General features: G+C 66.2%; 24 protein-coding genes. 15 read left to right on the top strand and 9 right to left on the bottom strand.

The annotated features are described in order from the left end of the window. Window positions 1-108: 108 nt before the first annotated feature. From QNO00_RS05055 to QNO00_RS05035, 5 genes are all read left to right on the top strand, one after another. Window positions 109-1,035, top strand: a complete 927-nt coding sequence (locus tag QNO00_RS05055) for an ABC transporter permease (protein ID WP_229964959.1) — start codon at window positions 109-111, stop codon at window positions 1,033-1,035. Further along, window positions 1,028-2,020, top strand: a complete 993-nt coding sequence (locus QNO00_RS05050) for an ABC transporter permease (protein ID WP_229964960.1) — start codon at window positions 1,028-1,030, stop codon at window positions 2,018-2,020. The genes QNO00_RS05055 and QNO00_RS05050 overlap by 8 nt, the downstream gene beginning before the upstream one ends. A 14-nt stretch (window positions 2,021-2,034) precedes the next feature. Further along, complete coding sequence (locus QNO00_RS05045; protein WP_284023826.1) at window positions 2,035-3,756, top strand: ABC transporter ATP-binding protein; 1,722 nt, start codon at window positions 2,035-2,037, stop codon at window positions 3,754-3,756. Between the two features lie 312 nt (window positions 3,757-4,068). Next, window positions 4,069-5,991, top strand: a complete 1,923-nt coding sequence (gene typA, locus QNO00_RS05040; protein ID WP_229964962.1) for a translational GTPase TypA — start codon at window positions 4,069-4,071, stop codon at window positions 5,989-5,991. A gap of 15 nt (window positions 5,992-6,006) precedes the next feature. Beyond that, entirely contained in the window at window positions 6,007-6,474 is a 468-nt protein-coding gene (locus QNO00_RS05035) for a hypothetical protein (protein ID WP_284023825.1), read from the top strand. Window positions 6,475-6,595: 121 nt separating this feature from the next. Here the strand turns inward: QNO00_RS05035 and QNO00_RS05030 are convergent, their stop codons facing one another. Beyond that, window positions 6,596-6,829 carry a putative acetyltransferase gene (locus QNO00_RS05030; RefSeq protein WP_284023824.1) on the bottom strand — a complete coding sequence of 78 codons (234 nt, stop codon included), beginning with the start codon at window positions 6,827-6,829 and terminating at the stop codon, window positions 6,596-6,598. A gap of 121 nt (window positions 6,830-6,950) precedes the next feature. On the opposite strand from QNO00_RS05030, the gene fdxA reads away from it, so the two are divergent. The 3 genes from fdxA to QNO00_RS05015 all read left to right on the top strand — a co-directional run bounded on the left by fdxA (window position 6,951) and on the right by QNO00_RS05015 (window position 9,916). Next, window positions 6,951-7,277 carry a ferredoxin gene (gene fdxA / locus QNO00_RS05025; RefSeq protein ID WP_229964965.1) on the top strand — a complete coding sequence of 109 codons (327 nt, stop codon included), beginning with the start codon at window positions 6,951-6,953 and terminating at the stop codon, window positions 7,275-7,277. After that, a complete protein-coding gene (gene dapC / locus QNO00_RS05020; RefSeq protein ID WP_284023823.1) occupies window positions 7,274-8,428 on the top strand; it encodes a succinyldiaminopimelate transaminase in 1,155 nt (384 codons plus the stop codon). Before fdxA ends, dapC begins: the two co-directional genes overlap by 4 nt. Window positions 8,429-8,623: 195 nt before the next feature. Next, window positions 8,624-9,916, top strand: a complete 1,293-nt coding sequence (locus QNO00_RS05015; protein WP_229964967.1) for a citrate synthase — start codon at window positions 8,624-8,626, stop codon at window positions 9,914-9,916. A gap of 96 nt (window positions 9,917-10,012) precedes the next feature. Here QNO00_RS05015 and galE read toward each other — a convergent pair whose 3' ends face one another. Genes galE through dapD form a run of 3 tightly spaced genes read right to left on the bottom strand, consistent with a single transcriptional unit; the run spans window position 10,013 to window position 12,937 of the window. Further along, window positions 10,013-11,029 (bottom strand): UDP-glucose 4-epimerase GalE, encoded by a 1,017-nt coding sequence (gene galE / locus QNO00_RS05010; RefSeq protein WP_229964968.1) that lies wholly within the window; start codon window positions 11,027-11,029, stop codon window positions 10,013-10,015. 36 nt (window positions 11,030-11,065) lie between these two features. Further along, complete coding sequence (locus tag QNO00_RS05005; RefSeq protein ID WP_284023822.1) at window positions 11,066-11,935, bottom strand: hypothetical protein; 870 nt, start codon at window positions 11,933-11,935, stop codon at window positions 11,066-11,068. Between the two features lie 15 nt (window positions 11,936-11,950). After that, window positions 11,951-12,937: a 2,3,4,5-tetrahydropyridine-2,6-dicarboxylate N-succinyltransferase gene (dapD, locus tag QNO00_RS05000; protein ID WP_284023821.1), complete on the bottom strand. Its 987-nt coding sequence runs from the start codon at window positions 12,935-12,937 to the stop codon at window positions 11,951-11,953. Between the two features lie 79 nt (window positions 12,938-13,016). Here dapD and dapE point away from each other — a divergent pair, with 79 nt between their 5' ends. After that, window positions 13,017-14,108, top strand: coding sequence for a succinyl-diaminopimelate desuccinylase (dapE, locus tag QNO00_RS04995; RefSeq protein WP_284023820.1), 1,092 nt, complete (start codon window positions 13,017-13,019; stop codon window positions 14,106-14,108). An 83-nt stretch (window positions 14,109-14,191) separates the two neighbouring features. Here the strand turns inward: dapE and QNO00_RS04990 are convergent, their stop codons facing one another. The 4 genes from QNO00_RS04990 to QNO00_RS04975 form a co-directional block, all read right to left on the bottom strand. Then, window positions 14,192-15,067 (bottom strand): amino acid ABC transporter permease, encoded by an 876-nt coding sequence (locus tag QNO00_RS04990; RefSeq protein WP_284023819.1) that lies wholly within the window; start codon window positions 15,065-15,067, stop codon window positions 14,192-14,194. Beyond that, window positions 15,064-15,738, bottom strand: a complete 675-nt coding sequence (locus QNO00_RS04985) for an amino acid ABC transporter permease (protein WP_229964973.1) — start codon at window positions 15,736-15,738, stop codon at window positions 15,064-15,066. The genes QNO00_RS04990 and QNO00_RS04985 overlap by 4 nt, the downstream gene beginning before the upstream one ends. 105 nt (window positions 15,739-15,843) lie before the next feature. Further along, the gene (locus QNO00_RS04980) at window positions 15,844-16,689 is read right to left on the bottom strand and encodes a glutamate ABC transporter substrate-binding protein (RefSeq protein ID WP_229964974.1); all 846 of its coding nucleotides are present in this window, start codon (window positions 16,687-16,689) and stop codon (window positions 15,844-15,846) included. 139 nt (window positions 16,690-16,828) lie between these two features. After that, on the bottom strand, window positions 16,829-17,638 hold the full coding sequence (locus QNO00_RS04975; RefSeq protein ID WP_284023818.1) for an amino acid ABC transporter ATP-binding protein: 810 nt from the start codon (window positions 17,636-17,638) through the stop codon (window positions 16,829-16,831). Window positions 17,639-17,812: 174 nt separating this feature from the next. Between QNO00_RS04975 and QNO00_RS04970 the strand changes: the two genes are divergently transcribed. The 6 genes from QNO00_RS04970 (at window position 17,813) to QNO00_RS04945 (ending at window position 22,782) form a co-directional block, all read left to right on the top strand. Then, entirely contained in the window at window positions 17,813-18,583 is a 771-nt protein-coding gene (locus QNO00_RS04970) for an LOG family protein (RefSeq protein WP_229964976.1), read from the top strand. Between the two features lie 39 nt (window positions 18,584-18,622). Next, entirely contained in the window at window positions 18,623-18,961 is a 339-nt protein-coding gene (locus tag QNO00_RS04965) for a DivIVA domain-containing protein (RefSeq protein ID WP_284023817.1), read from the top strand. Beyond that, window positions 18,958-19,536 carry a DNA-3-methyladenine glycosylase I gene (locus QNO00_RS04960; RefSeq protein ID WP_284023816.1) on the top strand — a complete coding sequence of 193 codons (579 nt, stop codon included), beginning with the start codon at window positions 18,958-18,960 and terminating at the stop codon, window positions 19,534-19,536. The genes QNO00_RS04965 and QNO00_RS04960 overlap by 4 nt, the downstream gene beginning before the upstream one ends. Beyond that, window positions 19,526-20,782 (top strand): putative hexosyltransferase, encoded by a 1,257-nt coding sequence (locus QNO00_RS04955; protein WP_284023815.1) that lies wholly within the window; start codon window positions 19,526-19,528, stop codon window positions 20,780-20,782. The genes QNO00_RS04960 and QNO00_RS04955 overlap by 11 nt, the downstream gene beginning before the upstream one ends. Window positions 20,783-20,938: 156 nt before the next feature. Continuing rightward, entirely contained in the window at window positions 20,939-21,109 is a 171-nt protein-coding gene (locus tag QNO00_RS04950; protein WP_229964980.1) for a DUF3117 domain-containing protein, read from the top strand. Window positions 21,110-21,120: 11 nt separating this feature from the next. Next, window positions 21,121-22,782 (top strand): leucyl aminopeptidase family protein, encoded by a 1,662-nt coding sequence (locus QNO00_RS04945; protein ID WP_284023814.1) that lies wholly within the window; start codon window positions 21,121-21,123, stop codon window positions 22,780-22,782. On the opposite strand, the gene QNO00_RS04940 is transcribed toward QNO00_RS04945, so the two are convergent. Beyond that, entirely contained in the window at window positions 22,779-23,414 is a 636-nt protein-coding gene (locus tag QNO00_RS04940) for an O-methyltransferase (protein ID WP_229964982.1), read from the bottom strand. The two genes, QNO00_RS04945 and QNO00_RS04940, sit on opposite strands and share 4 nt — an antisense overlap. Window positions 23,415-23,472: the final 58 nt, after the last annotated feature.

Genomic DNA, 23,472 nt, shown 5'->3' with positions numbered 1-23,472 from the left:
GCTGCACCGCAGCCGGGCCCCGGGCCGCTCCAATGTAAAGGTGCTCCTTAGAATGAGTTTCACCAACCCCCCTCAGCGTGCGCGTCCCGTGCCACAGGAAGATATCTGATGGCCGGATATGTGCTCAGGCGTTTTCTGCAGTTAATCCCCGTTTTCCTTGGTGCCACACTGCTTCTGTATTTCCTGGTGTTCAGCCTTCCCGGTGATGCGACCGCCGCCATTTGCGGCGAAAAGGGCTGCACCCCCGCGGTCGAAGCCTCCCTGCGGGCCCAGTACAACCTGGACCAGCCGTTCTGGATGCAGTACCTCCTGTATCTGAAGGGGATCCTGTCCTTCGACCTCGGCACCAACTTCGCCGGCCGGGAAATCGCCACCATCATCGCCGAGGTGTTCCCCACCACCGCAAAGCTCGCCGTCATGGCGCTGGCCTTTGAAGCCGTCTTCGGCATTGCCTTCGGCCTGTTCGCCGGGCTGCGCAAGGGCAAGTTCTTCGACTCCACCGTCCTCGTGGTGTCGCTGGTGGTCATCTCGGTTCCGATCTTCGTGCTCGGCTTCCTCATGCAGTTCGTGTTCGGCGTCAGCCTCGCCTGGACCAAGCCAACGGTCAGCGGCGACGCCGGATTCGGTGAACTGCTGCTGCCGGCCATTGTCCTGGGCCTGGTGTCCTTCGCTTACGTGCTGCGCCTGACCCGCACCAGCGTCATCGAAAACGCGAACGCCGACTACGTCCGCACCGCCACGGCCAAGGGCCTGAGCCGGCCGCGCGTGGTCACCGTCCACATCCTTCGCAACTCGATGATTCCGGTCGCCACCTTCCTGGGCGCCGACCTGGGCGCCCTGATGGGCGGCGCAATCGTGACCGAAGGAATCTTCAACGTCAACGGCGTCGGCAACACCCTGTACCGCGCCGTGCTCAATGGTGAGGCTCCGGTGGTCGTCTCAATCGTCACCGTGCTCATCCTGATTTTTTGCCTCGCCAACCTGTTGGTAGACCTGCTGTACGCGTGGCTGGACCCGAGGATTCGATATGCCTGAGAATGACCAAGCACTGACCCCCGCCGTTCGCGGCAAGGTTTCCCCCTACCCCATCGAGCACTTCGTGGCGGAGCTGGAAGACACTCCGGTACAGCCCGTGGACAGCTCCACCGCCGACGGCGCACCGCGCAGCCTGTGGAGTGAAGCCTGGCGCAGCCTGCGCAAGCAGCCGCTGTTCATCCTCAGCGCCCTGCTGCTCCTGATGGTGCTCGTGGTGGCGCTGTTCCCCGGTTTGTTCACCAACGAACAGCCCAACGACAACTGCCTGCTCGCCAACTCCGACGGCGGTTCCAGCCCGGGACATCCCCTCGGCTTTACCCAGCAGGGCTGCGATGTCCTTGCCCGCGTGGTGTTCGGTACCCGCTCCTCGCTGATGGTGGGGCTGTTCGCAACCCTCGGCGTCGTCCTCATCGGCGGCATCATTGGTGCCCTCGCCGGCTTCTTCGGCGGCTGGGTGGATGCCATCCTGGCCCGTCTGGGCGACATCTTCTTCGCGCTGCCGATGATCCTTGGCGCAATCGTCGTCGTCCAGCTGCCGTTCTTCCGCGAAAACCGCAACGTCTGGACCATCGTCGCGATCCTCGTGGCCTTCGGCTGGCCGCAGGTGGCACGCATTACCCGCGGCGCCGTCCTGGAAGTCCGCAACGCCGACTTCGTCACGGCCGCCCGGTCACTGGGCGTCTCCCGCATGTCGGCGCTGGTCAAGCACGTCATCCCCAATGCCGTGGCACCGGTGATCGTCATCGCGACCATTTCGCTGGGCACCTTCATCGTGGCCGAATCGACGCTGTCCTTCCTGGGCATCGGCCTGCCGCCGGACGTCATGTCCTGGGGCAACGACATTTTCTCCGCGAAGTCCTCCCTGCGCAGCAATCCGATGGCCATGTTCTGGCCCGGCCTGGCCCTGTCCCTAACCGTGCTGTCCTTCATCATGCTCGGCGATGCCCTGCGGGATGCGCTCGACCCCAAGTCGCGCAAGCGATGACTAAGGATGTGACCATGTCCACGAACACCATGTCCGCGAACCCGGCCCGGGACGGGCAGCCGAAGCCGCTGCTCGAACTGCGGGACCTGGCCATCACGTTCAAGACCAACAACGGCGACGTGCCCGCGGTGCGCAACGCGCACCTGACGATCATGCCCGGGGAAACCGTGGCGATCGTGGGGGAGTCCGGCTCCGGCAAATCGACGACGGCGCTGGCCGCCATCGGCCTCCTGCCCGCCAACGGGTCAGTCAGCGGCGGAAGCATCATCTTCGACGGTGAAGACATCACCCACGCGAGCGAGAAGCGCATCATCGAGCTGCGCGGATCCTCGATCGGCATGGTTCCCCAGGACCCCATGTCCAACCTGAATCCGGTCTGGAAGATCGGTTTCCAGGTCAAGGAGACGCTGCGGGCCAACGGCCTGCCGCACGACGCGAAGGATGTCGCCCAGGTCCTCACGGAGGCCGGGCTGCCGGACGCCGCGGCGCGGGCCAACCAGTATCCGCACGAGTTCTCCGGCGGCATGCGCCAGCGCGCGCTGATCGCCATTGGGCTGTCCTGCCGGCCCCGGCTGCTCATCGCCGACGAGCCGACGTCGGCCCTGGACGTCACCGTGCAGCGCCAGATCCTGGATCACCTGGACCGCATGACCGAAGAGCTCGGCACCGCCGTCCTGCTTATCACCCACGACCTGGGGCTGGCCGCGGAGCGCGCGCACAAGGTAGTGGTGATGTACAAGGGACAGGTGGTGGAGTCCGGGCCCGCCCTGGAAATCCTCACCAACCCGCAGCACCCGTATACGCGCAAGCTCGTAGAATCGGCGCCCTCGCTCGCCTCCCGGCGGATTGAGGCGGCCAGGTCCCTGGGTGTTGACAACGCCGAGGTCCTCGCCGCCAACCCCGAAGGCGCCGGCACCGAAGCGGCCCGGGCCGACAACGTCATCGAGGTGAAGCACCTGACCAAGGTGTTCAACCTGCGCGGCGCGCTGGGGAAGTCCACGGACTTCACCGCCGTCGACGACGTGTCCTTCTCGATTCCGCGCGGGACCACCACCGCCGTGGTGGGGGAATCGGGCTCCGGCAAATCGACGGTGGCCCGCATGGTCCTGGGACTGGAAAAGGCGACGGCGGGGGACATCCTGTTTGACGGGGTGGACATCACCACCCTGAACCGGAAGAAGATGTTCGATTTCCGGCGCCGGGTACAGCCGATCTTCCAGGATCCCTACGGATCCCTGGATCCGATGTACAACATTTACCGGACCATCGAAGAGCCCCTGCGGGTGCACAACATCGGCGATGCCAAGAGCCGGGAGGCGAAGGTCCGCTCACTGCTGGACCAGGTCTCCCTGCCGGCGTCCATGATGCGGCGGTACCCGAACGAGCTCTCCGGCGGACAGCGCCAGCGCGTCGCCATCGCGCGCGCACTGGCGCTTGACCCGGAGGTCGTGATCTGCGACGAAGCCGTCTCCGCCCTGGACGTCCTCGTCCAGGCGCAGATCCTGAACCTGCTGGCGGACCTGCAGTCCGACCTGGGGTTGAGCTACCTGTTCATCACCCACGACCTTGCCGTCGTCCGGCAGATCGCGGACCGGGTCTGCGTGATGCAGAAGGGCCGGATCGTGGAGACCGGAACCACCGACGACGTGTTCGGCAACCCCCGGCAGGACTACACCAAGGCCCTGCTGGCGGCCATCCCCGGCGCCGGCCTGATGCTGCCGCCGCAAGTCGCCTAGCGACAGCGGCCGCGGTCACGGTCCCGCCGGAAAAGGCGGCAGGCAACCCCGACGGGGATGCCTGCCGCCTTTCGTGTTGGCCAAGGTGCCGCGCCCGGGCGGATAGGCTTGCCCCACGAGGTCCATTAGGGAACTTATGGTCTTCGGATTAGAATGGTAGCGTGCCCGCTGACGGCGGCGCCTTCGGTACATTCTTTACGGAGCATACGTGTAGAGCGGGATTCGTACAGAACGGCCGGATCAACCCGGAAACACCACCGGGCTACTGTGCACCACCTTCGAACTTATCTCCTATGAATTGAGTCCTCACGCATGTCAGAAACCAACACGGCTGTAAACACCGCAGTACGAAGCGACCTCCGCAACGTTGCGATTGTGGCCCACGTTGACCACGGTAAGACGACCCTCGTCGACGCCATGCTGAAGCAGACGAACTCGTTTGCCGCCCACGGAAACGTGGAAGACCGTGTGATGGACTCCGGTGACCTGGAGCGCGAAAAGGGCATCACCATCCTGGCCAAGAACACCACGGTGTTCTACGACGGCCCGGCCGCCAAGGGTGAGACCATCACCATCAACGTCATCGACACCCCGGGCCACGCCGACTTCGGCGGCGAGGTCGAGCGCGGCCTGTCCATGGTTGACGGCGTCGTTCTCCTCGTTGATGCTTCCGAGGGCCCGCTGCCGCAGACCCGCTTCGTGCTGCGCAAGGCGCTGGCCGCCAAGCTGCCTGTCATCCTGCTGGTCAACAAGACTGACCGCCCCGACTCCCGCATCGAAGAAGTCGTCAGCGAATCCATGGACCTGCTCCTGGGCCTGGCCTCCGACCTCGCGGACGAGGTTCCGGACCTGGACCTGGACCTGATCCTGAACGTTCCCGTTGTCTACGCCGCTGCCCGCGTCGGCGCTGCCTCGCTGGAGCAGCCGGCTGACGGCTCCGCTCCGGACAACGACAACCTGGAACCGCTGTTCCAGACGATCGTCGACCACATCCCGGCCCCGACCTACAACCCGGACGGCGTCCTGCAGGCCCACGTGACCAACCTGGACGCCTCGCCGTTCCTGGGCCGCCTGGCCCTGCTGCGCATCTTCAACGGCACCCTGCACAAGGGCCAGACCGTTGCCTGGGCCCGCGCCGACGGCACCCTGAAGTCCGTCAAGATCACCGAACTGCTGGCCACCAAGGCCCTGGACCGTGTTCCGACCGATTCCGCCGGACCCGGCGAAATCGTTGCCGTCGCCGGCATCGAGGACATCACCATCGGTGAAACCCTCACCGACATCGACAACCCGATGCCGCTGCCGCTGATCACTGTCGATGATCCGGCGATCTCCATGACCATCGGTATCAACACCTCGCCGCTGGCCGGCCGGGTCAAGGGCGCGAAGGTCACCGCCCGCCAGGTCAAGGACCGCCTCGACAAGGAACTGATCGGTAACGTTTCGCTGAAGGTTCTTCCGACCGAGCGTCCGGATGCCTGGGAAGTCCAGGGCCGCGGCGAGCTCGCGCTGGCCATCCTCGTGGAGCAGATGCGCCGCGAAGGCTTCGAACTGACCGTGGGCAAGCCCCAGGTTGTTACCAAGCAGATCGACGGCAAGAAGTGCGAGCCGATGGAGCACATGACCATCGACGTACCCGAGGAATACCTCGGCGCCGTGACGCAGCTGATGGCTGTCCGCAAGGGCCGCATGGTCAACATGTCCAACCACGGCACCGGCTGGGTCCGCATGGAATTCATCGTTCCCGCCCGTGGCCTGATCGGTTTCCGCACCAAGTTCCTCACGGAAACCCACGGCGCCGGCATCTCCTCCTCCATCGCCGAGGGCTACGAGCCCTGGGTCGGCCCGATCGAGTACCGCACCAACGGTTCGCTGATCGCTGACCGCTCCGGCGTCGTCACCCCGTTCGCGATGATCAAGCTGCAGGAACGCGGCTCCTTCTTCGTGGAGCCCACCTCCGAGGTTTACGAGGGCATGATCGTCGGCGAGAACTCCCGCGCCGATGACATGGACGTGAACATCACCAAGGAAAAGCAGCTCACCAACATGCGTGCTGCTTCCTCGGACACCTTCGAGAACCTGACCCCGCCGCGCAAGCTGACTCTGGAAGAGTCGCTCGAATTCGCCCGCGAAGACGAGTGCGTGGAAGTTACCCCGGAGTCCATCCGCATCCGCAAGCTGGTCCTCAACGCTTCCGAGCGTGCCAAGGTCACCCGCGCACGCGCCAAGGGCTAAATCATTACCGCAGCATTGAGCCCCGTCCGCCGGGTCCCGCTTTGGCGGGGCCCGGCGGCGGCCGTGCTCGGGGGAGTGCTTGCTGCCGTCCTGGGGACCGGGCTGCACGCCCAGATCCTCTATGTTGGGGATGCTGCCGTGCCGCTGGGCGCGGTGGCAGCGCTGGTCCTGAGCTGCGCGGTGGCCGTGTTCGCCGGAGTCTGGGCCGGTGCCGCGCTGTGGACGGCGGCGGCGGGATTGGTCGCGTACGTTGTCCTGGGGCTCTTCACGCTCGATATCTGGGACACACCGCTGATCATTACCGGCACGGTGCTTGATGAGCAGCCCGGCATCGTCCTGGCCGGCCGCATCTGGCTGTTCGGGCAGGCGCTGGTCACCATTGCCGCCCTGCTGCTGACGGCACGCGTGCTGGCCAAGGCCCGCCGCTTCGAAGCGGAACGGGCGGCGGATCAGCAAATGCCGCAATCGCCGGACCTCCGCTAAGGCTTGATAACGCTGCATGCTGACCCCGCTCCCGGACTTCCGGGGGCGGGGTCTTTGCTTTCTCCGCACCGGAAGACCCGACTGCACGACGCTGCCTCACAGCCTCACAGCGGCACCCCGTTCAGCGCCGCGGGGCGCGCGGCGGCGGCGGAGGCGGCACTTCCTTCGCCGCGGTCACCAGGGCATACGCCACGGTCACCGTTCCGCGGCGGCCCTCAACCGTCACGCCGTCGGGCCCCGCCTGCACCAGATGGCCCAGCACGTCGGTGAAGCCGCCCTCGATCCGGTAGCGGACGACCACCCGCGCACCCGCGGGCAGGGCTTGAAGGACGGCGGCAGGGCTCGGAAGGTTCACCGTTACATGGTACGCGGGCAGCTCCGGCTGGGAGATAATGGTTCGGGCTACTACCGTGGAACCAACACTTCGTGGATTTTCCCCGTCCGGGACGGTCCGCAGACTCAGGAAGGCAAGGGACGTGACGTACGTAATTGCGCAGCCATGCGTGGATGTCAAAGACAAGGCATGTATCGAGGAATGCCCGGTGGACTGCATCTACGAAGGTGAACGCTCCCTCTACATCCACCCCGACGAGTGCGTCGACTGCGGTGCCTGTGAGCCGGTCTGCCCCGTAGAGGCCATTTACTACGAGGATGACACCCCCGAAGAGTGGGCAGAATACTACAAGGCCAACGTTGAATTCTTCGACGATCTCGGATCGCCGGGCGGTGCCGCCAAGATCGGCAATACGCACAAGGACCATCCGATCATCGCCGTCCTGCCGCCGCAGAACCAAGAGGCATGAGTTCCGTTCCTTCCCGCACCTTCGGGCTGGACCTGCCGGAGTATCCGTGGGAGGCGATGGCCCCCTATGCCAAGCTGGCGGCGGAACATCCCGACGGCGCGGTGAACCTCTCCATCGGCACGCCCGTGGATCCCACTCCGGCGGTTATCCGCGAGGCGCTGGCGGCGGCAGCTGACGCCCCCGGCTACCCCACGACGCACGGCACCCCGGCCCTCCGCGAGGCCATCGCCGCGTGGTACGCCCGGCGCCGCAATGTCCCCGGGCTTGATCCGCAGAACATCATGCCCACGGTGGGTTCCAAGGAGCTGGTGGCCTGGCTGCCGCTGCTGCTGGGCCTGGGGGAGGGCGACGTCGTCGTCCGCCCCACCGTCGCGTATCCCACCTACGACATGGGCGCGCTGCTGGCCGGGGCCACGCCGGTGGCAGCGGACAACCTCGAAGAGCTCGACGACGACGTCCGCGCCCGGGTGCGGCTGGTCTGGGTCAACTCTCCGGGCAACCCGACCGGAATCGTGCGTTCCGCGGCGTCGCTGCGGACCCTCGTGGATGCGGCCCGGAACATCGGAGCCGTGGTCGCCTCGGACGAATGCTACGCGGAGCTGGGCTGGGACGAATGGGATCCCTCGCGCGGCGGCCAGCCGGTGCCGAGCATCCTCGACCCGGCCGTCAGCGGCGGCAGCCATGAACTGCTGCTGTCGGTGTATTCGCTGAGCAAGCAATCAAATGTGGCCGGCTACCGCGCGGCCTTTGTCGCCGGTGACGCGGCCATTCTTGCCAATTTGGTCAACAGCCGAAAGCACGCCGGAATGATCGTTCCGGCGCCGGTGCAGGCAGCGATGATCGCTGCGCTGTCCGATGATGTCCATGTGGCGGATCAGAAGGACCTCTACCGCGCTCGACGCGAGCTCCTGATCCCCGCGCTGCAGGCCTTTGGCCTGGACATCCGGCACTCCGAAGCCGGCCTCTACCTGTGGGCCACGGCGGGCGAGGATACCTGGACCACCATCGAGCGGCTGGCTCGGCTGGGCATCGTGGCCGGACCCGGCGTCATCTACGGAGACGCGGGGGCGGGCTTTGTCCGGATTGCGCTGACCGGCTCCGACGAGCGCGTTGCGGCTGCTGCCGGCCGGCTGAGTGCTGCCGCGCCCTAGTGGCTCGCTGGCCGGCGCCGGCGGAGGAGCGGCATGTTTCGCTTCGGCAACGACGCGGCTCTCGATTCGTCGGAAAGGCCGCCCAAAGGGTAGCGTTTTGCCTTAGTAGATTTAGCGGAATTGACACTATGGGCGCTCCCCGAAACCAAACGAGGCCCGTAGCTCTGGTTTCTTCAAACTCCTGAAGGAGACTTAATGATTGAGCGTCCCAGTGCACAGCTGCACTATGGGGAAAATACCGAAGACCGTCTGGAGATTCCGCGCGTAGCCGCGTCGGAAGGCAACGACGGCCTGGATGTATCCAAGCTGCTGAAGCAGACCGGAACGGTCACGTTTGACCCCGGCTTCATGAACACCGCGGCCACCAAGTCCGCCATCACCTACATCGACGGTGACGCCGGCATTCTGCGGTACCGCGGTTATCCGATTGAGCAGCTGGCCAAGCACTCCACCTTCCTGGAGACCACTTACCTGCTGATCTACGGGGAGCTTCCCACCCCGACCGAGCTGGATGCTTTCGACCAGCGGATCCGCCGCCATACGCTGCTGCACGAGGAGCTCAAGGGCTTCTTTGGCGGCTTCCCGCGCGACGCGCATCCGATGCCGGTGCTTTCCTCGGCAGTGACGGCCCTGTCAACCTGGTACCAGGATTCCTTGGACCCGTTCGACGAGGAGCAGGTGGAACTTTCCACCATCCGCCTGCTGGCCAAGATGCCGGTGATTGCTGCCTACGCACATAAGAAGTCCATTGGCCAGGCGTTGCTCTACCCGGACAACTCCATGAACCTCGTCGAGAACTTCATGCGCCTGAGCTTCGGCACCGCCGCGGAACCGTATGAGATGGACCCGGTCCTGGTCAAGGCACTTGATCAGCTGCTGATCCTGCATGCCGATCACGAGCAGAACTGCTCCACCTCCACTGTGCGCCTGGTGGGTTCCTCCAACGCCAACATGTTTGCATCGGTTTCAGCAGGCATCAACGCGCTTTCCGGCCCTGCCCATGGCGGCGCCAACGAGGCAGTGCTGAAAATGCTGCGCCAGATCCAGTCGGAGGGCCTGAAGCCCGCCGACTTCATGGAAAAGGTCAAGAACAAGGAAGACGGCGTCCGGCTCATGGGCTTCGGACACCGCGTTTACAAGAACTACGACCCGCGCGCCAAGATCATCAAGTCGACGGCCCACGAAATCCTCGCCTCGCTCGGCGGAAACGACGAGCTGCTGGATATCGCGATGTCCCTGGAAGACCGCGCCCTGAACGATGACTACTTCATTGAGCGCAAGCTGTATCCGAACGTGGACTTCTACACCGGCCTGATCTACAAGGCCATGGGCTTCCCGGAGAAGATGTTCACGGTGCTCTTCGCCATCGGACGCCTTCCGGGCTGGATTGCCCAGTGGCGCGAAATGATGCAGGATCCGCAGATGAAGATCGGCCGCCCCCGTCAGCTCTACACGGGTTCGCTCGAACGCAGCTACCCGACGCGCTAGAACCGCCGGGAGTTCATCAAAAAGGGCCCCTGGAATCCATCCGGATTCCAGGGGCCCTTTGTCATTCACGGCTGCGGCATATGCAGCCGTCCGTTCTCAGGCGCCGGCGTAGCCCTGGGGGTTGTTCTTCTGCCAGCGCCAGTGGTCCTCGCACATGGCTTCCAGGCTGCGGTTCGCCGACCAGCCCAGGTCCGCCAGTGCCGCCGAGGGATCGGCGTAGCTGACAGCGGCGTCGCCGGGGCGGCGTGCGGTGATTTCGTAGGGGATCTCCTTGCCGGCGGCCTTGGTGAAAGCGGCCAGCACCTCCAGCACCGAGGATCCGTTTCCGGTGCCGAGGTTCCAGCGGTGCACGCCGGACTTCACCGTGATGTAGTCCAGGGCGGCGAGGTGGCCGGCGGCGAGGTCCACCACGTGGATGTAATCGCGGACGCCGGTGCCGTCGGGGGTGGGGTAATCGTTGCCGAAGACCATAACCTTCTCGCGGCGGCCAACGGCCACCTGGGCCACGAAGGGCAGCAGGTTGTTCGGGACGCCGGTGGGGTCCTCGCCGATCCGGCCCGATTCGTGCGCGCCGGCCGGGTTGAAGTAGCGCAGCAGCGCAATGTTCCAGCGCTCGTCCGCCGCGCCCAGATCGGCCAGGATGTCTTCGATCTGTTCCTTGGTCCGGCCGTAGGGATTGACGGCGTCCATCGGCATATTTTCGGTCAGCGGCACTTCTTCCGAGGCGCCGTAGACGGTGGCCGAGGAGCTGAAGACCAGGGTCCGGACGTTGTGCTTGTCCATCATGCGCAGCAGGTTCAGGGTGCCGCCAACGTTGTTGTGGTAGTAGTACAGGGGTTTCGCCACGGATTCGCCCACGGCCTTCAGCCCGGCGAAGTGAATGACGGCGTCGATTGCGTGGTCGGTGAAAACGGCCTCGACGGCGCCCTCATCGAGCAGGTCAGCGCGGACAAACTCGGCGCGGCGCCCGGCCAGGTCCTGGACCCGCTTCAGGGATTCCTCGCTTGAATTGGCCAGATTGTCCAGCACGACGACGTCGTGGCCCGCTTCCAGCAGGGCCAGTGTCGTGTGGGAGCCGATGTATCCCGTGCCTCCGGTAACTAGTATTCGCATGACTTCAGAGTAATGGATCCTGCGGCGACCCCGGGGTCAGGACCCTTCCGCTCCCCGGAAGACCGTCAGGACCACGGCATTTTCCGATGCCGGAGAGGGATCCCAGCTGCCGGTCGCGCGGGTCCAGCGCAGCCCGTCAAAGGCCACCGAATCCAGCGAGAGGGAGTCGGCGGCGGCGACGGCCCACTGCGCCACCGACCAGCCGTAGCTTCCGGACCCTGCCACCGTGATGCGCGAGCCTTCGACGGTGGCCTCCACGGGACCGTAGACGGCGGTCAATGCGGCCAGCACAGCGTCCGGGCTTCCGGAGGCCGACGGCGGATCCAGGGTGCACGTCATGGCCGCGGGGGAGTGCCCGGTCAGGGCGGAGGCGAAGGCCTTCGCCTCGGCCTCGTGGTCGGCATAGGCGTCGGGAAAGGCGCTGCGCTGGACCGTCTGCGCGGCCACCGTCAGCGGCAGGTCCGGATAGCCCGGCACCTTGTCCAGGGCGTCATAGAACGCATTGACGGCGTACACCGGGTCCATCACCTGGTCCTCGCTGCCCCAGCCCTGGGACGGGCGCTGCTGGAACAGCCCGCGGGAGTCCGGACCGGCGTCGTCCCCGTAGTCGAGGTTGCGCAGCCCGGACTCCTGGATGGCGGTGGCCACGCCGATGGACGCGGCCCGCGCCGGCATGCCCCGGTACACCGAGATGCCGGCAATGAGCGCAGCCGTCTCGGCCCTGGCCGGCGTCAGGTGATAGGCCACCCCGTCCGCGGTGGCCGTGCAGGCCGCCGGGGCGGGCGGCTCATCCCGCGGTTCACTGAGCACGTTCACTGCATACACAGTGACCGCGACCAGGAAGAGCACCACCAGCAGCAGCACCGGAAGGACTCCGCTGCTGCGCCGGACGCCGGAGGCAGGCATGGCTGTCGCCGCGCGCTAGTTGGCGTGCAGGGCGGCGTTGAGCTCCACGCTCGCCCCGCTGCGGGCAAGTGCTTCCACGGTGCCGGTGGTGGAATTGCGGCGGAAGAGCAGGTTCGGAACGCCGGAGAGCTCCACTGCCTTCACGATCTGCGGTTCCTGGCCCGGGAGCAGCACCGATACGCGGGTGCCGGCGGTGACGTAGAGACCGGCTTCCACGACGGACTCGTCGCCGATGCTGATGCCGACGCCCGAGTTGGCGCCGAGGAGGACACGCTCGCCGAGGGTGATTTTCTCCCGTCCGCCGCCGGAGAGGGTGCCCATGATGGAGGCGCCGCCGCCGACGTCGGTGCCGTTGCCGACCACCACTCCGGCGGAGATGCGGCCTTCCACCATGGAGACGCCCAGGGTGCCGGCGTTGAAGTTCACGAAGCCCTCATGCATGACAGTGGTGCCTTCGGCCAGATGCGCGCCCAGCCGGACCCGCCCGGCGTCGGCGATCCGCACCCCGGCCGGAACCACGTAGTCGGTCATCCGGGGGAACTTGTCCACGCCGAAGACGGTTACCGGGCCGCGGGCGCGCAGGCGCAGGCGGACGGCTTCGAAGCCCTCGACGGCGCACGGCCCGAAGTTGGTCCACACCACGTTGGGCAGCTGAGCGAAAATGCCGTCCACGTTCAAAGTGTTCGGCGCCGCCAGCCGGGCGGACAGCACATGCAGGCGAAGGTACGCGTCGGCAGTGGAGGAGGGGGCGGCATCCAGGTCGATCTCGGTGCGCAGTACCTCGCCGCGGGTGCCGCGGTCGGTGTCGGTCATCGTCGCGGCCGCGGCGTCGAGTTCAGCGGAGAGGGTGTCGGAGGCAGAGTCCCGGGCAGCCGCGGTCTCCAGCGCCGCGAGGACGGGCCGCGGATACCAGACATCCAGGACGGTGCCGTCATCGGTGATGGTGGCCAGGCCCAGGCCGGAGGCAATGCGGGCGGGGGAGGCAGAAGCTGTTGAAGTCATGGGTTCAAGTCTACCGACGGGCATCGGCCGGCCGCGGGCCGTCCCATCGCCGGCAGGGCGTCCTCGGTAGGGTGGAAGCATGACTGTATCGCCATCCCGGTCCCTGGACCTGACCCAAGACGTTGCCCTGCTGACCGCCGATCTCATGGATATTGAAAGCGTGTCCGGCAACGAAAAGAACGTGGCCGACGCCGTCGAGGCGGCCCTGCGCTCGCTGCCGCACCTGGAAACGGTGCGCGACGGGGACTCCATCATTGCCCGGACCTCGCTGGGACGCGGCGAACGGGTGCTCCTGGCCGGCCACTTGGACACCGTGCCGCTGCCAACGGTCGAAGGCTCCCGCGGCACGGTGCCCTCGTCCTGGGACGGGAACGTGCTGTACGGCCGCGGCGCCACCGACATGAAGGGCGGCGTGGCGGTGCAGCTTGCCCTGGCCGCAGAACTCACCGCCCCGAACCGTGACGTGACCTATGTGTTTTATGACCACGAGGAAGTGGAAGCCTCCTTGAGCGGACTGGGCCGGCTGCAGCGCAGCTATCCGGACTGGCTGACGGCGGACTTCGCAGTGCTGCTGGAGCCGACCAACGGCACCGTCGAAGGCGGCTGCAACGGCACCATGCGCTTCCATGCCTCCACAGCCGGCCGGGCCGCCCACTCTGCCCGCGCCTGGATGGGCGAGAACGCCATTCATGCGGCGGCGGAAATCCTGACCCGGCTGCGCGACCACGAACCGGCCACCGTCTCGGTGGAGGGCCTGGACTACCGGGAATCGCTGAACGCCGTGAAGATTTGGGGCGGCACCGCCGGAAACGTCATTCCGGATGCCGCAACCGTGGAAATCAACTACCGGTTTGCTCCGAACAAGACCATCGAGGAGGCTGATGCCTATGTGCGGTCCCTGCTCGCCGGCTTTGACCTGGTCCGCACTGATGCCGCGTCGGGTGCCCGGCCGGGCCTGGACCAGCCGGCCGCAGCCAGCTTTGTGGCCGCCGTCGGCGCGGAGCCCAAACCCAAGTACGGCTGGACCGACGTCGCCAGGTTCAGCGAACTGGGCATTCCGGCCGTGAACTTCGGCCCCGGTGACGCGCTGCTGGCCCACACCGACAATGAGCACGTGCATGCCGACGCGGTGCGGGCCTGCCTGGCGGCGCTGCGCACCTGGCTCAGCTGACCGTTCTTCAGGTCCCAAAGGGAGAGGCCCCGGACAGATGTCCGGGGCCTCTCCCTTTGCGCGGGCGGGCTGCAGGCTTTGGCCTACCTGACCGGCGCTTCCACACCTTCGGGATCGATGGCGTCTTCACGTTCCAGCAGCTTGCCGGCGCGGGCACCGAGCAGGCGGGAGAGCCGCTGCGCGGTGAACGTCAGGAGCATGTTGATCAGGATGAAGATGAGGGCCGTGACCAGCAGCGCCGGCAGCATGTTGCCGGCACCGGCGCCGAAGCGCTGGGCATTGGCCAGCAGGTCCGTGTAGCCGATGATGTAGCCGAGCGCCGAGTCCTTGAGGATGACGACAAACTGGCCCAGCAGGGCGGGCAGCATGGCCACCAGCGCCTGCGGAATCTCGATGCTGCGCAGCGACTGCGCGGGGGTGAGCCCGATCGCCAGCCCCGCCTCGCGCTGGCCCTTGGGCAGCCCAAAGACACCGGAGCGCACCAGCTCGGCGATCACCGACCCGTTGTAGAGCGTCAGTGCCACCACCACGGCCCAGAACGGAGACTGCGAGGCTTCCATTGGCGTGGACTTGGCGAAGAATTGGTAGAGGAAAATCATCATCAGCAGCACCGGCACCGCGCGGAAGAACTCCACGACGACGTTGCACACCCAGCGCAGCGGGGCCAGCCCGGAGAGCCGGCCGAAGCCGAAGAGCAGGCCAAAGGCGATGGAGGTGACGACTGCGACGCCGGCGGCCCTCAGTGTTGCGAGCAGTCCGGGCAGCAGCGTGAAGCGCCAGGTTTCCCATTCCAGCAACGGCGTCCACTTGGCCGCCTCGAACTGGTCCTTTTCCGCCAGCCCGTTGACGGCCACGGCCAGGATTCCCAGCACGAGAAGCGCGCCGAGGATATTGAAAACCAGGATCCGGCGTTTGGCCTTGGGGCCGGGAACGTCGAACAGGACAGCTTGGGTACTCATCGCGCCACCGCCAGCTTCTTCGAGGCCCAGGTGGTGAGCAGGCCGATGGGAATGACGATGATGACGAAGCCGATGGCGAAGGTGAGGAAGATCTGGGTCATGACGTCGGGCCGGAACTCGATCATGGTCTTCATCAGGCCCGAGGCCTCGGCCACGCTCGCGGCGGCCGCCACAGTCGTGTTCTTGACCAGGGCGATCAGCACGTTGCCCAGCGGAGCGACGGCGCCGCGGAAAGCCTGGGGGAGGATGATCAGCCAGGCAGCGGGCAGGAAGGACAGGCCGATGGACCGGGCCGCTTCCGCCTGTCCCAGGGGGACAGTGTTGACGCCGCTGCGGATCGCCTCACAGACAAACGCGGCGTGGTAGATGCTCAGCGACAGGACCGCCAGCAGGAAAAAGTTAAGGTTGAAGTCAGTGCTGAAGTTGACCTGAAGCTGGCCCCACAGCCCCAGCACCGAGAACACCATGATGATGGTCAGCGGGGTGTTGCGGAAAATGTTGACGTAGGCGGTGCCGAACCAGCGCAGGCTGGCGATGGGCGAGATCCGCATGACGGCGAGGATGGTGCCGAGCACCAGCGAAGCGATGCCCGCCCAGAACGCGAGCTGGATGTTCACCCAGAACGCTGCGACGACGTCGTAATCCTCGAAGAGGGCGAAAAAACCACCCATGATGTACCTCTTCTGTGAGAGAAAGAAACCGGTGCATGCGAAGGACATTGATTCCTTCGCATGCACCGAGGTTTACGCCGGCGGTTTCACCGCCGGTTGGCGTGCCTAGGCGCAGGCGGCGGGCTCCGGCGGGTTCAGCTCAGCGTTGTAGGTGTAGTCGGCGCCCTCGGTGTTGGCCTTGATGGCCTCTTCCCAGGAACCGTCTTCGATCATGGAGCGAATGGCCGTGTTGATCGCCTCGCACTCGGTGCTTTCCTTGGAGATGCCCACCCCGTACTGCTCTTCGGTGAACGGGTTGCCGACCACCTTGAACTTGCCGGCGTTCGCATCGGTGGAGGCCAGGCCGGCGAGGATGATGTCATCGGTGGTGACGACGTCGATCTGGCCGCCCTGCATGGCGGTGACGCAGTTGGCGTAGCTGCCCTGCTCCAGCAGCTTCACGTCGGACGCGAGGGTGTCCTTGATCTTCTGGGCGGAGGTGGAACCGGTGACTGAGCACAGCGTCTTGCCGTTGAGGTCCTCGGGGCCGTTGATGTCGCTGTTGTCGGCGTTGACCAGCAGGTCCTGGCCGGCAATGAAGTACGGCCCGGCGAAAGCCACGCGCTCCTTGCGGGTGTCGTTGATGGAGTAGGACGCCAAGATCATGTCCACTTCGCCGTTCTCCAGCACGTTTTCACGCTGCGCGGTCGGGGTTTCCTTCCACTCAATCTGGTCTTCGCCGTAGCCCAGTTCCTCGGCAACATACTTGGCGACGTCAACGTCGAAGCCGGAGGGCTCGCCGCCTTCCATGAAGCCAACGCCGGGCTGGTCAAACTTGATGCCGATGGTGATCTTTTCTCCGGAAGCTGTCTCGTCGCCGCCGGCTTCATTGCCGGAGTCGCCTCCGCAGGCGGACATGGTCAGTGCTGCGGCAGCGGCGAATGCCACTGCGGCGTAACGGGTCTTGCGCATGATTTCTCCTTGTTTGGCGGCTTCCCGGACGGGGTTGGCCTTGCTGCAAGGGGTTGCCCCCAACTGGTGAATCGATGAATCGGTGAATCTGGCCTAACGGTGAATCTGGTCAAGCGGCGAATCTGTGGAAAAGGCGGATCTAGTGGGCCAGGATCTTCCCCAGGAAGTCCTTGGCGCGGTCGCTCTTGGGCCGGGTGAAGAATTCCTCCGGCGTGGCTTCCTCGACGATCTGTCCGTCGGCCATGAACACCACGCGGTCGGCGGCCTTGCGGGCAAAGCCCATTTCGTGGGTCACCACGATCATGGTCATGCCTTCCTTGGCCAGGCCCACCATGGTGTCCAGGACTTCGTTGATCATTTCGGGGTCCAGCGCCGATGTGGGCTCGTCGAACAGCATGACCTTCGGTTTCATGGCCAGCGCCCGGGCAATGGCCACGCGCTGCTGCTGTCCGCCGGAGAGCTGGGCGGGAAGCTTGTTCGCCTGGTTCGCGACGCCCACCCGCTCCAGCAGGTCCATCGAGAGCTTCTTCGCCTCGGCGGACTTCATTCCCTTGACCTTGATCGGACCCAGGGACACGTTGTCGAGGATGGTTTTGTGGGCGAAGAGGTTGAAGGACTGGAAGACCATGCCGACGTCGGCGCGCAGCTTGGCCAGCGCCTTTCCCTCGGCGGGGAGGACCTTGCCGTCGATGGCGATTTCACCGTCGTCGATGGTCTCCAGCCGGTTGATGGCGCGGCAGAGCGTCGACTTTCCGGAACCCGACGGGCCGATCACCACCACCACTTCACCGCGGGCCACGTCAAGGTTGATGTTCTGCAGGACATGCAGGTCGCCAAAGTGCTTGTTGACGTTCTTGAGTGAAACAAGAGGGGCGGCGGGATCAGGCGGTCCGGATTCAGGCGGTCCGGATTCAGGCAGGCCAGATTCAGGCGGTCCGGATTCAGGCATAGCGCCATCGGATGTGTCACGGGTCATAAGTAGAAGATAGTCAATGATTGTGTCCGAAATGTGTCGCAGTGCACACATTCGCCGAAATCGTGACGCAAGAGCAATCAAACCCGGCCGACGGCGGCCCTGCGGCGTGCATGAGCCTGCGCAGCACTTGTGGCTACCCTTGTAACCATGGAATTCAGCGACAACACGTCCCGTGCCCGTACCAGCAGCCCGCGCAAGCGGGGCCCGGTGGAACTGCGCCGGGCGCAGGCCGGCGCACCGCAGTCAGACCGCTACCTGCTTGATACCCAGGATCAGACCCACTTCACCCACACCGACCCGTGGCGGGTGCTGCGCATCCAAAGCGAATTCGTGGAGGGTTTCGGCACCCTCTCGGAGCTGGGGCCGGCGGTCAGCGTGTTCGGCTCCTCCCGCAGCGTGCCCGGATCGGCGTACTACAAGCTCGGCGAGGAGGTCGGCAGGCTGCTCGCGGAAGAGGGGCTCGCGGTGATCACCGGCGGCGGACCGGGCTCCATGGAAGCGGCGAACAAGGGCGCCGTTGAAGCTGACGGACTGTCGGTCGGGCTGGGCATCGAACTTCCCTTTGAGACCGGCCTGAACGACTGGGTGGACCTGGGGATCAACTTCCGGTACTTCTTCGTGCGCAAGACCATGTTCGTCAAGTACGCCCAGGGGTTCATCGTCCTGCCGGGCGGCTTCGGCACCTTGGATGAACTCTTCGAAGCCATGACCCTGGTCCAGACCCAGAAGGTGACGTCCTTCCCGATCGTGCTCATCGGCACCGACTTCTGGAGCCCGCTCCTGGACTGGGTCCGGAGCACGCTGCTTCAGGAGGGAATGATCTCGGCGAAAGACCTGGAACTGATCCATGTGGTGGACGATCCGGCGGAGGCCGTGGCGCTGATGATCGCCGACAGTGCCGGCCACGTCTCGCCGTAGCCGGGCGGAGGGCCGCGCCTCATCTGGCACGATGGTCCTGTGACAATATTCCTGGTCTTCGTGGCCGTTCTTGCCGCCGGGGCCGTCGCCCTCCTGGCAACGCGGCATCCGCCCTCCCGCCTGCCAGCAGTGACCCGTGCCGACGGGCTGGCCGAGCCGGACCCCAGGATGCCCCCGGTCCTGCTGCCCGAGCAGGTGCAGCCGTCGGACATTGAGCGGCTGCGGTTTTCGGTGGCGCTGCGGGGTTACCGGATGGACCAGGTTGATGCCGTGCTGGTGCGGCTGGCGTCGGCGCTGGCCGAGCGGGATGCCGCGCTTGCCGCTGTCCGGGGCCGGCCCGGCGGTGCGCGCCCGGAGGAGCCGGGGGCGCTTTCATGAGCACCGTCGCCGGCACCGACGGACTGCTGCGCTGCCCCTGGGCCGTGGCCAGCCCCGACTACCAGCGGTACCACGACGAGGAATGGGGCCGGCCGGCCACCGGCGAGGCTGCCCTGTTTGAACGCCTCAGCCTGGAAGCCTTCCAATCAGGCCTGAGCTGGATCACGATCCTGCGCAAGCGCCAGGCCTTCCGGGCAGCGTTCTCCGGCTTTGACCCCGCTGCCGTGGCCCGTTTCACCGACGCCGATCGGGAACGGCTGATGGCCGACGCCGGAATTGTCCGCAACCGGGCGAAGATCAACGCCGTCATCGCCAACGCCCGGGCACTGTTGGAGCTGCCCGACGGCGAGAGCCTGGAGCTGTTGCTGCAGAAGCACCGACCGGACCCGGGCCGCCCTGCGCCGCGGACCATCGCCGATGTTCCCGCGATCACCGCGGAATCCACGGCCCTGGCCAAGGCGCTGAAGCAGCGCGGCTTCCGCTTTGTCGGCCCCACCACCGCGTACGCCATGCTGCAGGCCACCGGATACGTCAATGACCACCTGGAGAGCTGCTGGGTGCGCAGTGAGGGGTAGGACCGCCACGGGAGAGGAACGTCCGCCGGCGTCGGGCCCCAACCGCGTCGTGGCCCAGACCGCGGCTGCGGCTGGGGCGGCCTTTGCCCGCTGGCCCTGGTACGCGAAGGTCCTGGCGGTTTGGGCCGTGGCCCGCGTGTTCACCTTCGCGGTCTTCATGGCCGTGGCCGCCCAGCAGGGGCTGAATCCCTGGGGCTGGGAGGGCACGCCGTCGTACCTGCAGTTCATCGGAGCCTGGGACAGCGAGTGGTACCGGAATATCTTCGACGGCGGCTACCCGGGGGAGATCCCGCGCGACGCGACCGGACGCGCGCAGGAGAACGAATGGGCGTTCTATGCCCTCTTCCCGGGGCTGGTCCGGGCGCTCGCAGCCCTGACCGGACTGGGCTGGGAAGTGCTCGCGCCGCTGGTCGCCACCGCGGCCGGTTTCGGTGCCGCCCTGATGGTGTACCGGCTGTTCGCCCTTCGGGCGTCCGCCGGCACTGCGCTCTGGGGCGTGGTGTTTGTGGCGGTCTGCCCGGTGTCGCCGGTCCTCCAGGTGCCCTATGCCGAATCACTGAATCTGCTGCTGCTGGCGGCTGCGCTCTACCTGCTGCTAACCCGCCGCTACTTGGCCGCGGTGCCGGTTGTCCTGGTCATGTGCCTGTCCCGCCCGGTGGGCGTGGCCTTTGCCCTGATGCTGGGCATCCTGTTCCTCCGCCGCTGGATGCGACGCGGCAAGGAGCCCTTTCCCTGGTCCGAGGCCTGGCGGATGGTGGTCCTCGGCATCGCCTCCGGCGTCGGGGCGCTGGCCTGGCCGGCGATCGCCTGGGCGGTCACCGGGGAACTGCGCGCGTACACGGATACCGAGACCGCGTGGCGGGGAGATTCCCTGCTGCCGTTCAAACCCTGGCTGGTCGAGGCGGAACGGCTTTTCGGGCCGGTGCTGGGACCGGTGGCGCTGATCGTTCTGGTTCTCTTCACCGTGCTCTGCCTCAATTCCAGCGCCGTACGCCGGCTCGGCGTGGAACTGCAGGTCTGGTGCGCGGCGTACCTGATGTACCTGTTTGTCTTCCTGAACCCCCTGACCAGCACGTTCCGGCTGCTGCTGCCGCTGTTTCCCCTGGGCTTGGCCCTGGCCTGCCTCAGCAGCTCGCGCGCCTACCGCTGGGCCGTGGCCGCAGCGTTTCTGATCCTGCAGATTGTCTGGGTTGCCTGGCTTTGGCGGTGGACCCCGCTGCCCGGCGGAGGGGATTATCCACCCTGACCCTGTGGCGGGGAACACAAGAAATTTCGTTTGCGGCCTGTTTGTGCGGAATAATGAAGGACAATTGCCGCCGGAGCTGGTTATGAGGCCGTGCGACAGAGGATTACATGCGACTGGGGGATCGCCCGCAGCGCACTGTGAAAGGGGAACTGGAACATGGCTGCCATGAAACCGCGTACTGGGGACGGACCAATGGAGGTCACCAAGGAGGGGCGAAGCCTCATCCTGCGGGTGCCGATCGACGGCGGTGGGCGCCTCGTTGTGGAGCTGAACGCCGAGGAAGCGGGCAAACTGAAGGATTGCCTGCTGGGCGCGACGACGAGCTAGGAATCGAACCGATGCAGCGACCTCCCAAAGGATCAAAGGCAACCCCGGAATCCGGGGAAGCCAACAGGCCTGACCAGCAGGACACGGCGATGACCGCCGTGTCCGCGGTGGAGCAGCTGCTCGCACGGACCGGCGCCCCCACCGCCGGCACCGGGCTGCAGCCGGCGCCTGATGAAGGAGTTGACGTCCTGGCAGTGGCCATGGCGGCCGCTCCGACGACGACAGTCCGGGAGGACACGGACGAAGCACTGCATCCCACCCCGCAACCGCGCCGGGGCGCCGTCGAGACTGCGCTCTGGTACGAAGTGGACGTGGCCGCCCGTGCGGCCACCGCGGGAGTCACCGGAAAAGCCGGTGAAACGCTGCTGGTGGAACCGCCCTCCGCCAAAGCAGAGCTGCTCCCCGCAAAACTAATTTTCCTCGGTGTCGGGGACGAATCCGTCCGGAGCATGCGCCGCGCCGGCGCCGCCCTGGCCCGGGCAACCCGGGGAGCTGCCCGGATCCGCGCCTCAGTGGTGGACGGCCTGGCCCCTGCCGCGCAGCAGGCCTTTGTGGAGGGTTTCCTCCTGGGCGGATACCGGGCACCCAAACACGGCAAGACGCCTGCCGGCCCTGCGATGGCCCGTGAAATGCAACTGACGGGGCTGGACCGGGAGGCCCTCCGCGTCGCCGAAATTACTGCCCGCGCCGTCTGGCTCGCGCGGGACCTGACGAACCTCCCGCCCGACACCGCTACCCCGGAGTGGATGGCAGCACAAAGCCGTGCCGTGGCGGCCCGCGCCGGACTGGAGATTGCGGTGCTGGACGAGGCCGAGCTCCGGCGGAAGGGATTCGGCGGTCTGCTCGCCGTGGGCTCCGGCTCCGCCCATCCGCCCCGGCTGGTGCAGATTTCCTACCGGCCGGCGTCCGGCGGCGGAGAACATATCGTGTTGGCCGGAAAGGGCATCACCTTCGATTCCGGCGGAATTTCGCTCAAGCCCCGTGATGCCATGATGACCATGAAGATGGACATGGCCGGGGCCGCCGTGGTCCTGGCCGCCGTCGAGGCCGCTGCCGCGCTCAGGATTCCGCACCGGGTAACCGCGGTGCTGGCGCTGGCCGAAAACGCCATCGGCGGATCGGCCTACCGCCCGGGCGACGTGGTGACCACGTACAACGGAACCACCGTGGAAATCGGCAACACAGATGCTGAGGGCCGGATGGTCCTCGCCGATGCCCTCGCGTACGCCGCTGCCGAGCTGGCCCCGGATGCCCTTGTGGACGTGGCAACACTGACCGGAGCCGCGGCCCTGGGGCTGGGCCAGCAGTACGGAGCCCTGTTCTCCAATACGCCGCAGCTGCTCAACGCGCTGGAAAAGGCCGGCGGCGACTCCGGCGACCGGGTCTGGCAGCTGCCGCTGGTGCACGAGTACGACTACGCCCTGGATTCGCACACCGCAGACCTTGCGCATGTCGCGCCGCCTGCCCTCAAATTCGGGGCCGGGGCCATCGTGGCTGCCCTGTTTTTGGAGAAGTTCGTCGACGGTGTGCCGTGGGCGCACGTCGACATCGCCGGGCCCATGCGTGCCGGTTCGGACAGTCATGAAATCGCCAAGGGCGCCACCGGCTTCGGAACGCGGCTGCTGATTTCCTATCTTCGGGACGCGCCGGTGGGCGGGGAACGCCGCTCCTAGGCGGTCTTCACCGCAAGCAGCAGCCCGTCGCCGGTCGGCAGGAGCGAGGAAACGAGGGACTCGTTTTCCCGGATGGCCTTGCCGACCTTGCGCATGGTGTTGGTGGTCGCCTCGCGGATGGCCGGGTCCGAGACCTTGCCGTGGTCCAGGGCGTCGTTGACCACCAGCAGGCCTCCGCGTTTCAGGAGGCGCACGGCCTGCGCCACGTAGACCGGGAACGACGGCTTGTCAGCGTCGATGAACACCATGTCATAGGCTCCGTCGGTCAGGCGGGGGAGGACTTCGGCAGCCCGCCCCGAAATGGTGCGTGTCCGGTTTCCCGCCACCCCCGCTTCCCGGTAGGCCTCCCGTGCCGCCCGCAGGTGGTCCACGTCAGAGTCAATGGTGGTCAGGACCGACTGCGGGCCCAATCCGCGCAGCAGGCAGACACCGGAAACACCGGCACCGGTTCCCACCTCCACCACTGTCTGGGCCTTGGAAGCGGCCGCCAGGACCGTGAGCGCCGCTCCGACGCCGGTGGAGACGGGAGTGACTCCCAGCTCGTAGGAACGTTCCCGCGCGCGCAGCAGCACTTCATCCTCGAAGGGCAGCCCCTCCGTGTAGGACCAGTTGGTCTGCTTGTCGGCGCTCATTGGTGTCACTTTCATTGGAGGGAAGCGTGCTCAGTCAAGCTTAGGCCCCCGCAGCTGT

Origin of the sequence: Arthrobacter sp. zg-Y1219 (genome assembly GCF_030125545.1) — a bacterium.
In the GTDB taxonomy this organism is placed as follows: domain Bacteria; phylum Actinomycetota; class Actinomycetes; order Actinomycetales; family Micrococcaceae; genus Arthrobacter_B.
Note: the sequence above shows the minus strand (reverse complement) of the source record. Positions and strands in the feature narration are given on the sequence as shown.